Origin of the sequence: Kineococcus esterisolvens (assembly GCF_050871405.1) — a bacterium.
Classification (GTDB): Bacteria; Actinomycetota; Actinomycetes; order Actinomycetales; family Kineococcaceae; genus Kineococcus.
Map to the genome: position 1 here is coordinate 1 of NZ_JBJLRI010000090.1, position 15,007 is coordinate 15,007.

11 protein-coding genes, 1 tRNA gene and 1 pseudogene are annotated in these 15,007 nt (G+C 75.7%); 7 read left to right on the forward strand and 6 right to left on the reverse strand.

Going from position 1 to position 15,007, the window contains the following annotated elements; all coding sequences use genetic code 11:
• Nucleotides 1–180: 180 nt before the first annotated feature.
• Nucleotides 181–834, forward strand: a complete 654-nt coding sequence (locus ACRYR8_RS19100; RefSeq protein WP_432486180.1) for a 4'-phosphopantetheinyl transferase family protein — start codon at nt 181–183, stop codon at nt 832–834.
• A gap of 174 nt (nt 835–1,008) precedes the next feature.
• On the opposite strand, the pseudogene ACRYR8_RS19105 reads toward ACRYR8_RS19100, so the two are convergent.
• From ACRYR8_RS19105 to fdhD, 6 genes and pseudogenes are all read right to left on the reverse strand, one after another.
• Nucleotides 1,009–1,335 (reverse strand): annotated as a pseudogene (locus tag ACRYR8_RS19105) (IS630 family transposase); the annotation flags it as partial.
• 635 nt (nt 1,336–1,970) lie between these two features.
• Nucleotides 1,971–3,980 (reverse strand): glycoside hydrolase family 3 protein, encoded by a 2,010-nt coding sequence (locus ACRYR8_RS19110; protein ID WP_432484655.1) that lies wholly within the window; start codon nt 3,978–3,980, stop codon nt 1,971–1,973.
• Between the two features lie 167 nt (nt 3,981–4,147).
• Nucleotides 4,148–5,311 carry a glycosyltransferase gene (locus ACRYR8_RS19115; RefSeq protein ID WP_432484657.1) on the reverse strand — a complete coding sequence of 388 codons (1,164 nt, stop codon included), beginning with the start codon at nt 5,309–5,311 and terminating at the stop codon, nt 4,148–4,150.
• 73 nt (nt 5,312–5,384) lie between these two features.
• Nucleotides 5,385–7,031, reverse strand: coding sequence for an MFS transporter (locus ACRYR8_RS19120; protein WP_432484659.1), 1,647 nt, complete (start codon nt 7,029–7,031; stop codon nt 5,385–5,387).
• A gap of 199 nt (nt 7,032–7,230) precedes the next feature.
• Nucleotides 7,231–9,927 carry a pyruvate dehydrogenase (acetyl-transferring), homodimeric type gene (gene aceE, locus ACRYR8_RS19125; RefSeq protein WP_432484674.1) on the reverse strand — a complete coding sequence of 899 codons (2,697 nt, stop codon included), beginning with the start codon at nt 9,925–9,927 and terminating at the stop codon, nt 7,231–7,233.
• Nucleotides 9,928–10,044: 117 nt separating this feature from the next.
• Entirely contained in the window at nt 10,045–10,926 is an 882-nt protein-coding gene (fdhD, locus tag ACRYR8_RS19130; protein ID WP_432484661.1) for a formate dehydrogenase accessory sulfurtransferase FdhD, read from the reverse strand.
• Nucleotides 10,927–11,105: 179 nt separating this feature from the next.
• On the opposite strand from fdhD, the gene ACRYR8_RS19135 reads away from it, so the two are divergent.
• The 6 genes from ACRYR8_RS19135 to ACRYR8_RS19160 all read left to right on the forward strand — a co-directional run bounded on the left by ACRYR8_RS19135 (nt 11,106) and on the right by ACRYR8_RS19160 (nt 14,968).
• The gene (locus ACRYR8_RS19135) at nt 11,106–11,534 is read left to right on the forward strand and encodes a DUF3052 domain-containing protein (RefSeq protein ID WP_432484663.1); all 429 of its coding nucleotides are present in this window, start codon (nt 11,106–11,108) and stop codon (nt 11,532–11,534) included.
• A 20-nt stretch (nt 11,535–11,554) separates the two neighbouring features.
• On the forward strand, nt 11,555–12,019 hold the full coding sequence (locus ACRYR8_RS19140) for a redoxin domain-containing protein (RefSeq protein ID WP_432484665.1): 465 nt from the start codon (nt 11,555–11,557) through the stop codon (nt 12,017–12,019).
• A gap of 57 nt (nt 12,020–12,076) precedes the next feature.
• Nucleotides 12,077–12,149: transfer RNA gene (locus tag ACRYR8_RS19145), tRNA-Val, on the forward strand.
• 19 nt (nt 12,150–12,168) lie between these two features.
• On the forward strand, nt 12,169–13,086 hold the full coding sequence (locus ACRYR8_RS19150; protein WP_432484667.1) for a Nif3-like dinuclear metal center hexameric protein: 918 nt from the start codon (nt 12,169–12,171) through the stop codon (nt 13,084–13,086).
• Between the two features lie 8 nt (nt 13,087–13,094).
• Nucleotides 13,095–13,838, forward strand: coding sequence for a zinc ribbon domain-containing protein (locus tag ACRYR8_RS19155; RefSeq protein ID WP_432484669.1), 744 nt, complete (start codon nt 13,095–13,097; stop codon nt 13,836–13,838).
• Complete coding sequence (locus tag ACRYR8_RS19160) at nt 13,835–14,968, forward strand: bifunctional RNase H/acid phosphatase (RefSeq protein ID WP_432484671.1); 1,134 nt, start codon at nt 13,835–13,837, stop codon at nt 14,966–14,968. Before ACRYR8_RS19155 ends, ACRYR8_RS19160 begins: the two co-directional genes overlap by 4 nt.
• The last annotated feature ends 39 nt before the right edge of the window (nt 14,969–15,007 follow it).

Below are 15,007 nucleotides of genomic sequence, written 5' to 3' on the forward strand. Positions count from 1 at the left end.
GCCTCCACCCCCGCCCGGTGGTTTCGGCCTGAGCACGGGCCGGGGCCCCCCGGCCCCCGGGGGGGGGGGGGGGGGGGGGGGGGGGGCGCCCCCCCCGGGGGGGGCCCCCCCCCCCCGTCGCGGCCCGGACCGTCGAGCGGGACGCTGCTGGGGGTCCTGCTGCCCGCGGAGGTGCGCGTGGTGGAGGTGCACCGCGACGTCGCCGGTGTCGAGGACGGTGCCGACCCGCGCGAGCTGGCGGTCGTGGCCGCCGCCCGGCCCGAGCGCCGGCGCGAGTTCCTCACCGGCCGCTGGTGCGCGCGCCGGGCCCTGCACCTCCTGGGTGGGCCGGCGGAACCGGTGCTGCCGGGTCCCCGGCGCGCGCCGGTGTGGCCCGCGGGTGTCGTGGGCAGCATCACGCACTGCGCGGGTCACCGCGCCGCCGCGGTCGCGCGGTGCGAGGACCTGGCGGCGCTGGGCGTGGACGCGACCCCGCACGAGCCGCTGCCCCCGCGGGTCCTGCACGTCGTGGCCGACGCGGCGGAGCGCGAGCACCTGGCCCGGCTGGCCGCGGCGGTACCGGACGTGCACGTCGACCGCGTGCTCTTCAGCGCCAAGGAATCGCTCATCAAGGCGTGGTCGGCGCTGGAGAAGGACTGGCCCGGCTTCAACGGGTTCCACGTGCGGCTGCACGAGGACGGCACGTTCACGGCCGAGGTGCGGACGGCCGGCCCCGTGCGCACCGCCACCGGGCGCTGGCGGGCCGACGGGGAGCTGGCGGGCACCGCGGTCGCGGTGCCCGCCGCGCCCCGCGGCCGCTGCGGCGGCCTGGTGGTCTGGTGCGCGAGTTCGTGAACTGTGATCAGGTCGCCAGGTGAAGCGGACCGGACGCTGCTGGCGGTTGCGCTCGGCCACCCGAGCCCGGACATGCGCATCGCCGCCGGTGGGGCCGGTGGAGGAGCCGTGGCACAGGACCTGCCCGGCCAGGATTCCGAAGACGGGCTCGATCGGGTTCACCCACGAGGCGTGGGGCGGGGTGTGCAGCACGGTGATGCCGGGGTGCTGGGCCAGCCAGGCGCTCGTCGCGCGGCAGGTGTGCGCCGGGCCGTTGTCCACGACCGCGGTGAAGGTCTCGCCGCGCTCGAGCAACAGGCGATCCAGCAGGCCGGTGAAGGCGGCGGAGTCCATCCGCCCGTTGGCCGGGATCATCGCCGGTTCTCCGTCGGCGACCTCCTGAACGCCGTACCAGGAGGTGGTGGTGCCGCGGCGGCGGTGCTCCAACTCGCGGTGGATCGTGCCGTCGGATCCACGGGTGTCCGCCTGGACCGGGGTGCGCACCGAGCTGGCGGTCCTCATCGTCCAGGCTCAGCACCGGGTGCAGGTCCTCGCCGTCGCCGGCTGTGGTGATGACGGCTTGCACTGCAGCGGCTGTGAGGCGAAGCGCGGACGGTCACGCCGGCTCAGCCAGCCGATGACGCGTGCACCCTGCCCGACCCCCGGAGCGATCGGGGTGCGGGTGACCCAGGAGGCGCTGACGCCCGGTTCAGCTGACCCATCGCCTGCGCCGGGTGGGCATGGCTCGGGCCCGCGCACGGCCGCAGCGGCACGGAGGTCGCCGAGGTCAGCAGATCGCGCGCCACCTCGTCCTCGTACGAGCGCGGCCGCCCGCTGCGGTCACGATCGTGCAGCCAGTCGATGCCGTGCTCGGCCATCCGCCGGGCCCGCTCGCGCACCGTGCTCGCGGTCACGGCGGAGGCGTGGGTGACCGTGCGGACAGTGCCACCGGCCTCATCCAGGTCCGGGACCGGTCGAGCCCGGTGGGCCAGGCGCTGCTGGCCGCCGGGGCGGGTCGAGATCTTCTCCTGCGCGCTCCGCGCAGCATCGGCAAGGCGCTGCACCGTCGTAGGGGCATTCGCATGCGCACCGACGGAGCCGCGTCCTGTCTTCCACGTGGTCACCGGGTTCCGTGGATCACGAGCTCCAGCACCGAACTAGTAGCGCAGGCCCGCCCCGATCCGGAACAGCGGGGCTGCGCTGTCCGCGGGGACGTCGGGGAGCTGCTGCTCCACGGCCGCCATCGACGACGGCAGCTCGAACGGCAGCTTCCCGCGCGGCTCCGCCGTGCCGCGCACGACACCCATCAGCGCCTCGTCGGTGATGCCGAAGTTCACCAGCAGCGCGTCGGCCTCCGGCAGCAGCCGGGTCAGCACCGCCGGGCGGTCCATGTAGACCGACACCACCGTCGGCACCTTCGCGCTGAGGGCGGCGATGGCGTCGAAGTCGGCCTGCCCGGGGGCGAAGGCGAGGTTCCCCTCGTGCTGCATCCGGCCGAACACGTACTGCGGGTGCAGCGTCTCGAACGGCGTGGCCGTCCGCGCGATCGCCACGTCCGCCTCCTCGGGGGTGGCGACGACGGTCAGGCCGGCCCGGTGGGCGGCCTCGGCGCCGACGCCGTGCAGGTAGACCTTCGTCCCCCCCGCCAGCGGCAGCAGCTCGCCCTTCCCGCCGCCGGTGCGGGCGGCGTTGGCCAGCAGCACCGTGGCGCGCTGCTGGGCGGCGGTGGCAGCGGCCTGGAACCCGGCCGCCCCCACGGTGCGCGCTGCGGCCGCGGGGTCCACGTAGGGGTCCTCGAACAGTCCCTGCTGGAACCTCTGGTTCAGGATGCGCTTCACCGACGCGTCGACGCGCGCCACCGACAGGCGGCCCTGCTCGACGGCGCGCACGATCGCCGTGGAGTCCTCCGTCCCGCCGAACTGGTCGATGCCGGCCTGGACGCCCTTCACGAAGCGCTCGTCGCGCGAGAGCTCCTCCACCCCCCAGGGGGCGCCGAAGCCGGTGAAGCTGGGCTGCTGCCCGGCGGGGGCGCCGTTCAGGCAGGTGTCCACGCAGTCCTCGGTGATGCCCCAGTCGCTGAGCACCACGCCCTCGAACCCGTACTCTCCGCGCAGCAGGTCGGTGAGCAGCTGGCGGTTGTAGCCCGCGGCGACCTGCTCCAGGGGGCGACCGCCGACGCTGACCCCGCGCACGACGGAGTACGTCGGCATCACGCCGGCCACCTCAGCCTTGAACGCGCCGCGGAAGGCGTCCAGGTGCTTCTCGAACGTGGCGTTGCCGGAGAACGTGGCGTACTTGCCGTAGGGGTTGTGGCTGTCGAATCCGTCCTGCGCCGCGCCGTACCCGCCCCAGTGCTTCACGACCGCCTGCACGCTGTGGCGGTCGACGTCCTTGCCGCGCTGGAAACCGCGCACGTACTCGCGCGTCATGCGTTCCACGACGGCGGGGTCCTCGCCGAACGTGCCGTTGATGCGCGACCAGCGCGGTTCGGTGGCCAGGTCGGCCTGCGGGGACAGCGCCATCGTGATGCCCACCGAGCGGTACTCCTGCCGGGCGGTGTCGGCGAACCGGCGGGCGAGCCCCTCGTCGCGCGTGGCGGCGAACCCCAGGGGTTCGGGCCACTGCGAGAAGGAGCCGGCGGGCACGCTGCTCCCCGGCACGTACTGGAAGTGGTTGCGCGGGTCCGTGCTGATCGTCAGGGGGATTCCCAGCCGGCCGCCCTCGGCGATCTCCTGCAGGGCGTTGTTCTGCCTCGCCAGAACGTCTGCCGGTCCGCTGAGCCGGGTCAGGAGGCTGGTGACCCCGAGGTCGCTGATGATCCGGCGCGTGGCGGCCAGGTCGTAGGACGGGCTCACCGCCACCGGACCCCACGGTGTGGGGGCGGTGCCGTGCACCATGGTGGCCGCCTTCTCCCGCAAGGTCATCAGGGACACCAGGTGCGCCGCGCGCTCGAAGGGCTTGCGCCTCCAGTCCTCGTAGCGGTCGAGGGCACCGTTGCGGTTCAGGTCCTTGAACTGCAGGCCACCGGAACGCAGCAGCGGCGCCGACCGGGTCTCCAGCCGCTCCTGCGGCGGGGCGGCCCCGGCCGTCACCGGCTGCACCGCCGATGTTGCGACGACCAGCAGGGCGAGCGCGAACGCACGGGTGGAACGCTTCCGGAAAGTCATCAGGGCTCCTCGGACGGGGCGAGGCACCCTCGCCGCTGCGCCGAGGCTAGGAACCCGCCGCGGTCCGCGCGGCGGGTTCCCGGAGCGTGGCAGGAACCTGCAGCTCGGCTCGTCCAGCAGCCCTCGCGCGGCACCTCGGCTCGAGCCGCCGCTCGGCGGAACCGCGGTCAGGTCACCAGCGCCGCCAGGACGTCCACCACCGCGTCCGGACCCGGTGCCGCGGCAATCTGCGCCGCCAGCACGCGGGCCGCATCGCGGTGCACGGAGTCGGACAGCAGACGTCCCACCGCGTCGTGCACGGCGTGCGGGCTCACCTCCCCGGGCTGCAGGGCCAGGCCGCAGCCCTGCGCCCGCAGGGCGGCCGCGTTGGGGAACTGGTCGTGCGCTCGCTGCGGCAGCGCCAGCTGCGGCAGTCCCGCCGCGGAGGCGCCGAGCAACGTCCCGCTGCCGCCGTGGTGGATCACCACGTCCACCAGCCCGAACACCCGCGCCGCCGGCACGAACGCCTCCAGGTGGACGCCGGGGGCCAGGGGGCCCAGTTCGGCGGGGTCCAGGGACGAACCGATCGCCGCCAGCACGTCCACGTCCAGGCCGCGCAGCCCCGCCAGCACGTCGCGCAGCACCTGCGCCTCCCCGGCGGACACGGTGCCCAGCGTCAGGTACACCACGGGGCGGGAGCGGGAGGCGCTCAGCCACCCCGGAGCCGGCTGCTCGTCCTCGCTCCACGCCTGCGGCCGGACCGGGGTGCTCGGGATCGGCAGTCGCGCGTCCGGCCGCCCCAGCGCGGCCGGCCACACGTCCAGGTGGAGCCTGCCGAACACCTCCGGCCCGTCCGGCACGCGCTCACCGCCCTCGCTGCGCCGGCCCAGCTCCACCAGCGAGGCGGCGCAGGCGGCCTCCATGGGCGGCGGCGACCAGGGGCCGACCCCGTGGCGCACGGCGGGGACGCCCGTGCGGGCCGCCGCCACCGCGGCACCCATCGCCAGCTCCTCGTACACGACCAGGTCGGGCCGGGTGCTGCGGAGCACCGGGGTCAGCTGCTCGTCCACGGTCGCGGCCAGGACCTCGCCGAACATCGCGGCCGCGACCCGCCAGCGCTCGCGCGGCTCCAGGCGCGCCAGCTCCGGCCGCGCCCGCATCACCCGCCCGACGGCGGCCTGGATGTCGGCGTCGACCCGCTCGACCTTCCAGCCTGCCGCGCCGAGCCGGTCCGCCGGAGGACCTCCCGTGGCGATCACCACCTCGTGGCCGGCGGCGCGCAGCGCCTCGGCCGTCGGCATCACCGGGTACACGTGCCCGAAGGCGGGCAGGCTGCTGATGAGAACTCGCACGGTCGTCTCCTGTGCTCGGGATCGGTTTGCCCCGGGCGGTCCGCTCCTGGCGGGTGCCCGGGTGGGACTCCGCTCAGCCGGCGGGGTCCGGAGCTCGTGGCCGCGGGGTGCGGGCCGCGTGCGAGGAGGAGCCGGGGGCGCCCCCGCCCGGACGGGCGCGCCCGCGCCCCCGGACGTGGCGCCCCGGCGGGCGCCGGCTCGGCGCCAGCGCGCCGCAGGTCAGGGCCGCCACCGCCAGCACGCCGGAGGCCAGGACGAAGGCGTCGGCGAACCCGGCGGCGAACGCGTCGGCGGCCGCCAGGCGCAGCGCCTCGCCGGCAGGTCCCAGGGCCTGCGCAGCCGCCTGCGCCGGCCCGGCCCCGCCCAGGGCCACCTCCGCCAGGGGGGGCGGGACGAGTGCGAGGGCCGGCAGCAGGTCCTCGCGGTAGGTGGCGACCAGGACGCTGGACATCACCGCGATGCCCAGGACGCCCCCGACCTCACGGGTGATGTCGTTGACGGCGCTGGCCACCGAGCGGCGCTCGGGCGGCAGGCCCTCCAGGATCAGCGAGGTGCCGGGGATCATCGAGGCGCCGAACCCCGCGCCGAACACCACCAGCCCCGCGAGCACCTGCCACAGCCGGCCCGTCCCCGCCGCCATCGCCAGGCCCAGGAACCCGGCCGACATGAGCAGCAGGCCCGCGGCGGCGGGCCCGCGCCGGCCCCAGCCCGCGCCGCGCGCGCCCGTCACCGCGGACCCGACGCCGGCGCCCACCGACAGCGCCAGCAGCACCAGCGCGGCCTGCAGCGGGGAGTACCCCGGCACGATCTGCAGGTACTGGGGCAGCAGCGTGAAGAGCCCGAGGGCGGTGAAGAACTGCGCCACCACCAGCAGGCTGCCGACCGCCAGTCCGCGGCTGCGGAACAGGCGCACGTCCAGGGCCGGCTCGGCGGTGCCCAGCTCGCGCAGCACGAAGCCGGCGCCGCCGGCCACCCCGACGGCCAGCGGCAGCAGCACCCACGCCGACGTCCAGCCGTGCACGGGGGCCTCCAGGACCGCGAACACGGTCCCGGACAACGCCACCACGGCCAACAGCGCGCCCGGCAGGTCCAGCGACAGGTGCGGGTTGCGCTCCTGCGCGACCAGCACGAGCACGCCGGGAACCAGCAGCGCGGCCGCGACGCCGAAGAGCACCTGCACGCTGCCCCACCAGAACAGCTCCAGCAGCGCCCCCGCGGCCAGCAGGCCCACCACCGAGCCGCCCGCGCTGACGCCCGACCACACGGCGATCGCGAAGCCGCGCCGCTCGGGCGGGTAGGCCGACACCAGGGCCGACAGCGTCACCGGGAAGACCGCCGCCGCGCCCACCCCGGCCACCGCCCGCAGCGCGATGAGCGCCTCCGCCGAGGTGGTGAACGCCGAGGCGAGGTTCCCCGCGCCGAACACCAGCAGCCCGCACACCAGCAGGGTGCGCTGTCCGAAGCGGTCGGCGGCGATGCCGGCGGGCAGCAGCAGCGCGGCGAAGAACAGCGAGTAGGCGTCCACGGCCCACGTCAGGGCGCTCTGGTCGGCGCGCAGGTCCGCGCCCACGGAGGGCAGCGCCAGCGCCAGAGAGGAGTTCGCGGCGATCACCAGGCCCAGGGGGGTGCACAGCAGCACCAGCAGCGCGCGCAGCTGCGCGGGCGAGGCGCTGGGCGGCTGCGTCGGCGCGTCGAGCGCGGTGTCGGGCGGCGAGGCCACGGGTCCTCCGGGAGCCGGTGCGGGGTGTCCCTGCCAGCCTCACCGTGCCGGCCGCCCGGCGGAACCGCGTCGAGCGCGGTGGGCAGCGCGCCGCCGGGCGCGTCAGGGTCCTGCCAGCGCCGTACACGCGGCCCGGGACGCACCGGGGGCCCCGCACCGGCGAGCGGTGCAGGGCCCCGGGGCCGTGGTGGGGGAGCGGTCAGCTCTCCCCACCGGCGTTGCCGCTGCGGCCGGCGCGCACGTCGTGCAGCTGGTACTTCTCGATCGCCTGGCCCGGAGCGCGCCAGTCGACCTCGCCGCGGCGGGCGAGCATCTCCAGGGTGCGCACCGCCACCGACGGGCCGTCGATGTGGAAGTAGCGCCGCGCGGCGGCGCGGGTGTCGGAGACGCCGAACCCGTCGGCACCCAGCGAGGCGAAGTCGCCGGGGACCCACTGGCGGATCTGGTCCGGTACGGCGCGCATCCAGTCGCTGACGGCCACGACGGGGCCGGGGGCGTCCTTCAGCTTCTGCGTGACGAACGGTACCCGCGAGTCGTCGCCGGGGTTGAGGAACGCGTGCTCGTCGCAGTCCAGGCCGTCGCGGCGCAGCTCGTTCCAGCTGGTCACCGACCACACGTCGGCGACGACGCCGAAGTCGTCCTTCAGCAGCGCCTGGGCCTCCAGGGCCCACGGTACCCCGACGCCCGAGGCGAGCAGCTGGGCGCGCGGCCCCTCGCCCGAGCCGGTGGAGACGCGGTGCATCCCGCGCAGGATGCCCTCCACGTCGACGTCCTCGGGCTGCGCCGGCTGCACCATCGGCTCGTTGTAGACCGTCAGGTAGTACATGACGTTCTCGGGGTCCTCGCCGTACATGCGGCGCAGGCCGTCCTTGACGATGTGCCCGATCTCGTAGGCGTACGCCGGGTCGTAGGAGACCACCGCGGGGTTGGTCGAGGCCAGCAGGAGCGAGTGCCCGTCGCCGTGCTGGAGGCCCTCGCCCGTCAAGGTCGTCCGGCCCGCGGTGGCGCCGACGAGGAAGCCGCGCGCCATGGTGTCGGCCGCTGCCCACAGGTTGTCGCCGGTCCGCTGGAAGCCGAACATCGAGTAGAAGATGTACAGCGGCACCATCGGCTCGCCGTGGGTGGCGTAGGAGGAGCCGGCCGCCGTGAACGCCGCGACCGAGCCGCCCTCGTTGATGCCGACGTGCAGGATCTGGCCCTGCGCCGACTCCTTGTAGGCGAGCATCAGCTCGCGGTCCACCGACGTGTAGTTCTGCCCGTGCGGGTTGTAGATTTTGATCGTCGGGAACAGCGAGTCCATGCCGAACGTGCGGGCCTCGTCCGGGATAATCGGCACCACGCGCTTGCCGAACTCCTTGTCGCGCATGAGGTCCTTCAGCAACCGGACGAACGCCATGGTGGTGGCGATCTCCTGCTTGCCCGAGCCCTTCGCGGCGATCTTGTAGGCGTCGTCGGTGGGCAGGTGCAGCGGCGCGTGCTGCACGCGGCGCTGCGGCACCGCCCCGCCCAGGTCGGCGCGGCGCTTGCGCAGGTACTGGATGGCCTCGTCCCCGTCGCCGGGGTGGAAGTACGGCGGGCGGTAGGGGTCCTTCTCCAGCTGCTCGTCGCTGATCGGGATGCGCAGCGAGTCGCGCAGGAGCTTGAGGTCCTCCAGCGTCAGCTTCTTCATCTGGTGGGTCGCGTTGCGGCCCGCGAAGTGGGGACCGAGGCCGTACCCCTTGATGGTCTTGGCCAGGATCACCGTGGGCTGCCCCGTGTGCTGGGTCGCCGCCCGGTAGGCCGCGTAGACCTTCCGGTAGTCGTGGCCGCCGCGCTTGAGCGACCAGATCTCGTCGTCGCTCATGCCGGCGACGAGCTTGGCGGTGCGCTCGTCGCGCCCGAAGAAGTTCTCCCGGACGAACGCGCCGTTCTCCGCCTTGAACGTCTGGTAGTCCCCGTCGGGGGTGGCGTTCATCAGGTTCACCAGCGCGCCCTGGGCGTCGGCGGCCAGCAGCGGGTCCCACTCGCGGCCCCACAGGACCTTGACGACGTTCCAGCCCGCGCCGCGGAAGAACGCCTCCAGCTCCTGCACGATCTTGCCGTTGCCGCGCACCGGGCCGTCCAGGCGCTGCAGGTTGCAGTTGACGACGAACGTGAGGTTGTCCAGCTCCTCGTACGCCGCCAGCTGCGCGAAGCCGCGCGACTCCGGCTCGTCCATCTCGCCGTCGCCCAGGAACGCCCAGACGTGCTGCTGGGAGGTGTCCTTGATGCCGCGGTTGTGGAGGTACTTGTTGAACTGCGCCTGGTAGATCGCGTTCGCCGGGCCCAGGCCCATCGAGACGGTCGGGAACTCCCAGAAGTCCGGCATCAGGCGCGGGTGCGGGTAGGACGACAGCCCGTTCGGCGCCGCGGAGACCTCCTGGCGGAACCCGTCGAGCTGCTCGCTGCTCAGGCGGCCCTCGAGGAAGGCGCGGGCGTACACGCCGGGGGAGGCGTGGCCCTGGATGAAGACCTGGTCACCGCCGCCGGCGTGGTCCTTGCCGCGGAAGAAGTGGTTGAAGCCCACCTCGTACAGCGTCGCGGAGGACGCGTAGGTCGAGATGTGCCCGCCGACGCCGATGTCGGGCCGCTGCGCCCGGTGCACCATGACGGCGGCGTTCCAGCGGATCCAGGCCCGGTAGCGGCGCTCGATCTCCTCGTCGCCGGGGAACCAGGGCTCGGACTCCGGGCCGATGGTGTTGATGTAGTCCGTCGCGGTGAGGCTGGGGACGCCCACCTGCTGCTCGCGGGCCCGCTGCAGCAGCTGCAGCATGAGGTAGCGGGCGCGGTTCTTGCCGCGCTCGTCGACCACCCCGTCGAGGGAGGCCAGCCACTCCGCGGTCTCCTCGGGGTCGATGTCGGGCAGCTGGCTGGGCATCCCGTTGAGGATGGGGCCGAGCCCCGCGGGGCCGGTCCCCGCGTCGTCGCGTCTGGCCACGGTGGTGGTCCTCCCGCTGTCGTCCGTCGGCCCGCGGTCAGCGGGCACCCGACCAGGTTATTCCGCCCCCGACGCCACCACCGCACCCGGGACCCGCTCGTCCGGTGCCGGCAGCAGCCGGTGGGCGCCCGCGTACGCGTTGGCCGTCGGCGGCCGCAGGAACCCCACCAGGGTCATGCCGGCCTCCCGGGCCAGCGACACCGCCAGCGAGGAGGGCGCCGAGACCGCCGCCAGCACCGGCACCCCGGCCATCGCCGCCTTCTGGACCAGCTCGAAGGAGGCGCGGCCGCTGACCACCAGCACGCACCCGCGCAGCGGCAGCGCACCGGAGCGCAGCGCCCAGCCCACGACCTTGTCGACCGCGTTGTGCCGCCCGACGTCCTCGCGCAGGCACAGCAGCCGGCCGGAGGCGTCGAACAGCCCCGCCGCGTGCAGGCCGCCGGTGCGCTCGAAGGCGGACTGGTGCGCCCGCAGCGCCGCGGGCAGCGCCGCGAGCACCGCCGGGTCCACCCGGACGTCGTCGCCGGCCAGGGGCGCGGGCACCCGCGCCAGCACCTCCTGGACGCTCGCCGAACCGCACACCCCGCACGCCGACGTGGTGGTGAAGGCACGCGCGGTCCGCTCGCCCGCCAGCCGGCTGCCGGCCCGAGGGGTGACCTGCGCCACGTTGTAGGTCGGCCGGCCGTCCTCGCCCACGTCGGTGCAGTGCCGCAGCGCCACGACGTCGGCCGCCCCGGCCAGCAGCCCCTCGGCGTGCAGGAAGCCCAGGACGAGGTCCACGTCGTCGCCCGGGGTGCGCATCGTCACCGTCAGCTGCTCCCCGGCGACCTCGATCTGCAGCGGCTCCTCCACCGCCAGGGCGTCGACGCGCGTGCTGGCGGCCCCGCCCGGGCGCAGGTCCAGCCGGTGCGTGCGCGTGCGCGTCGTGACCCGTCCCACGGCGCCAGGCTGCCACGGCGAGGGCCTCCCCGCCCGCCGCGGGGAGGTCACGTGGAGGTCACGTGATCGGCGCGCGGGGGGTGCCGCCTTGCGCGCGGGGGGCCCGGTGGGCTGGACTAGGAGGTCACGGAGCACGGACGACACCCCCGCAGCGGGGCAGAGGGAAGGCAGGACAGCACGTGGGCGCGACCACGGACCCTGCCGCCGACACGGCGGCAGTGGCCAAGCTGGGCTTCAAGCCCGGCCAGCTCGTGCAGGAGTTCGGCTGGGACGAGCAGGTCGACGACGACTTCCGGGTCGCCGTCGAGGAGCTCGTCGGCAGCGAACTGCTCGACGAGGACGCCGACGACGTCGCCGACGTCGTCCTCTGCTGGTACCGCGAGGGGGACGGTGACCTCGTGGACGCCCTCGTGGACGCCATCACCAACCTCGCCGACGGCGGCATCGTCTGGCTGCTGACGCCCAAGAAGGGACGCCCCGGTCACGTGCCCGCCGCGGAGATCGACGAGGCGGCCCCCACCGCGGGCCTGCACGCCACCTCCAGCGTGAGCGCCAGCGCCAACTGGGCCGGCACCCGCATGACCACGCCGAAGAGCGGCCGCCGCTGAGCGCGGCGGGCCGGGTCGCCGTGGCACCCACGCCCTTCCCCGTCCCGGGGGCGCTGGTGCGCGACCAGCACGGTGAGCCGTTGCGGCTGGCGGAGCTGTGGTCCGAGGGGCCCGCGCTGCTCGTCCTCGTGCCCGCCGCGTTCTCGACGCACTGCACCGCCGAGCTGGGGGCGCTGGCGTACGACGTCGACCGGTTCGACGACGCCGGCGTCCAGCTGGCGGCCCTGTCGTGCGACCCGGTGCCCGCGCTGCGGGCGTGGGGGGAGGACCGGCTCTACCCGTTCCCGCTGCTGTCCGACTTCTGGCCCCACGGGGCCGTCTCGCGGGCCCTGGGCGCCTTCGACGAGGAGCTGGGCGTCAGCGAGCGGCTGTCCCTCCTGGTGCGCGACGGCCGGGTGGTGTGGACGCTGCGCAGCCCCGCGCACGCGCCGCGCTCCCTGGCGGCGCACCGGGGGGCGCTGGCGGCGCTCGCCGCCCCCGGCTGAGGCGGCACCCGCCGGCCGAGGCACTACCGTGGGCGCCGCCCGGCCCTGCGCCGGTGCGGGCCCGTAGCTCAGCTGGTAGAGCACCGCGCTTACACCGCGGCCGTCGTCGGTTCGATCCCGGCCGGGCCCACCGCCGCTAGGGTGCGCCCGTGGCCACGACGACCCCCGCGACGACCCCCGCGAGCACGCCGGCGCCCGCGCCACCGGGGCAGGCCCCCACCCTCGGCGAGGTCCTCGAGGTGCTCGAGGCGCTGCACCCCGAGCGGTGGGCGCAGCCGTGGGACGCGGTGGGGCTCGTCTGCGGCGACCCGGCGCGGCGCGTCTCGCGCGTCCTGCTGGCCGTGGACCCCGTGGAGGCCGTCGTCGACGAGGCTCTGGCCGCCGGGGCCGACCTGCTCCTGGTGCACCACCCGCTGCTGCTGCGGCCGGTGTCCTCCGTGGCGGCCACCACCGCCAAGGGGCGCCTGGTGCACCGCCTCGTGGAGGCCGGTTGCGCCCTGCACGTCGCTCACACCAACGCCGACGCCGCCGCCCCCGGCGTCTCCGACGCGCTGGCCCGGGTGCTGGACCTGGACGGCCTCGAGCCGCTGGAGCCCCTCGCCGCCGAGCCGGGCAGGCCCGAGCTCGGCATCGGCCGCGTCGGCACCCTGCCCGCCCCCGAGCGGCTGGCGGACTTCGCCGAGCGCGTCGCCCAGGCGCTGCCCGCCACGGAGCAGGGCGTGCGGGTCGCCGGGGACCCCGACGCGCTCGTGCACCGGGTCGCCGTGTGCGGCGGGTCCGGCGACAGCCTGTTCGCGCAGGTGCGGGCCAGCGGCGCCGACGTCTTCGTCACCGCGGACCTGCGCCACCACCCGGCCTCGGAGGCGCGCGAGAGCGCCGCCTTCGGCGCCTCGGGCACCCCGCACCTGGTGGACGTGGCGCACTGGGCCAGCGAGTGGCCGTGGCTGGCCGGGTGCGCCGACCGCCTGGTGACGGGGCTGGCCGCGCGCGGCCGTACCGTGGACGCCCACGTGTCCACCACGCGCACCGACCCCTGGGTGCTGCGCGTCCCCAGTCGAGGAGAGTGACCCGGCGGATGCCCAAGGCCCCGGCGATCGACCAGCAGAAGCTGCTGGACCTGCAGGCCGTCGACATCCGGCTGGCGCAGCTGGCGCACCGGCGCGCGACCGTCCCCGAGCAGGCGGAGCTGGACTCCCTGCTCGCCGAGCGGCGCCGCGTCGGCGACGTGCTGGTGGCGGCCCGCACGCTCGTCAGCGACGGCGAGCGCGCCGTGGCCAAGGCCGAGGCCGACGTCGCGCAGGTGCGCGACCGGGCGGCCCGCAACACCGCGCGCCTGAACGCCGGCAGCGGAAGCGCCAAGGACCTGCAGGGGCTGCAGCACGAGCTGGAGTCCCTGGTCCGCCGCCAGGGCGTGCTGGAGGAGGCCGAGCTGGAGGCGATGGAGAAGCTGGAGCAGGCGCAGTTCGCCGCCGCCGAGCTGGCCACCACCGACGGCGAGCTGGCCGAGCAGGCCGAGGACGTCACCCGGCGCCGCGACGCCGTCCTGGCGGAGGTCGCCGACGAGGAGCGCGCCGCCCTCGCCCGCCGCGAGGCCATCGCCTCCGGCATCGAGCCGGCGCTCGTGCAGCTGTACGAGAAGACCCGCGCCCCGCGCGGCGGGGTGGGTGCGGCCCTGCTGCGCAGCCGCCGCTGCGAGGGCTGCCGCCTGGAGCTGAACGCCTCCGACATCGCGGCCCTGCGTGCGGCCGCCGCCGACGACGTCGTCTTCTGCGAGGAGTGCGGGCGCATCCTCGTGCGCACCGGCGAGTCCGGTCTGTGAGCGCCGGCCGCCGGCTGCGCGTCGAGGCCGACGGGGGCTCGCGCGGGAACCCCGGCCCGGCCGGGTACGGCGCGGTCGTCAAGGACGCCGCGACCGGCGAGGTGCTGGCCGAGGTCGCCGAGTCCATCGGCCGGGCCACCAACAACGTCGCCGAGTACCGCGGGCTGCTGGCGGGCCTGCGCGCCGCCGCCGAGGTCGACCCGGGGGCGGACGTGGAGGTCCGCATGGACTCCAAGCTCGTCGTGGAGCAGATGTCGGGGCGCTGGCAGGTCAAGCACGCCGACATGCGCCGCCTGGCGGAGGAGGCCCGCGCGGTGCTGCCCGCCGGGCGCGTCGACTACGGCTGGATCCCGCGCGCGCAGAACTCGCACGCGGACCGGCTGGCCAACGAGGCGATGGACGCCGCGGCCGCCGGGCGGACGTGGCAGCGCACCACCACCGCCCCCGGTGCCGCCCCTGCCGTCCCCCCCGCCGCCACCCCCGCCGTGCCCGCGGCTGCCCCGGCCGCGCCCGCCGGCGGCGGCGGTGAACCGCTGGACCTCGTGATCGTGCGGCACGCCTCCACGCCCCTGACCGAGCAGCGGCGCCTGTCCGGCCGCTACGGCGAGGACCCCGGCCTGTCGGAGTCCGGGCTGGTCGAGGCCCGCCGGGCCGCGGAGTGCGCTGAGGTGCGCGGCGCCGACGTCGTCATCAGCTCCACGATGCGCCGCTCCCGGCAGACCGCCGAGGCCATCGCCGAGCGCACCGGCGCGCCGGTGCTGGTGGACCCCCAGTGGGACGAGACCGACTTCGGCGACTGGGACGGGTTCACCGCCGCGGAGGTCGTGCGCCGCTGGCCGGCGGAGTTCGCCGCCTGGTCCCAGGACCCGGCCGTGGCGCCGCCGGGCGGGGAGCCGCTGGTCGCGGTGGAGCGCAGGGTGCGGCAGGCGGCGGCGGCGCTGCGCGCGCGCTGGGCCGGCAAGCGGGTCGTGCTGGTCACCCACGGCGACCCCCTGCGGGCGCTGCTGCGCGACTGCCTGGGCTGCGGGGCGCACCTGCAGCGCCGCATCCGCGTCGACCCCGCCTCCCGCACGCTGCTGCGCCTGCACGACGACGGCACCAGCGAGGTGCTGGCGGTCAACCGCGTCTGAACGCGCCGCGACGGCTCGGGCCCCGGGTGCGACGCACCC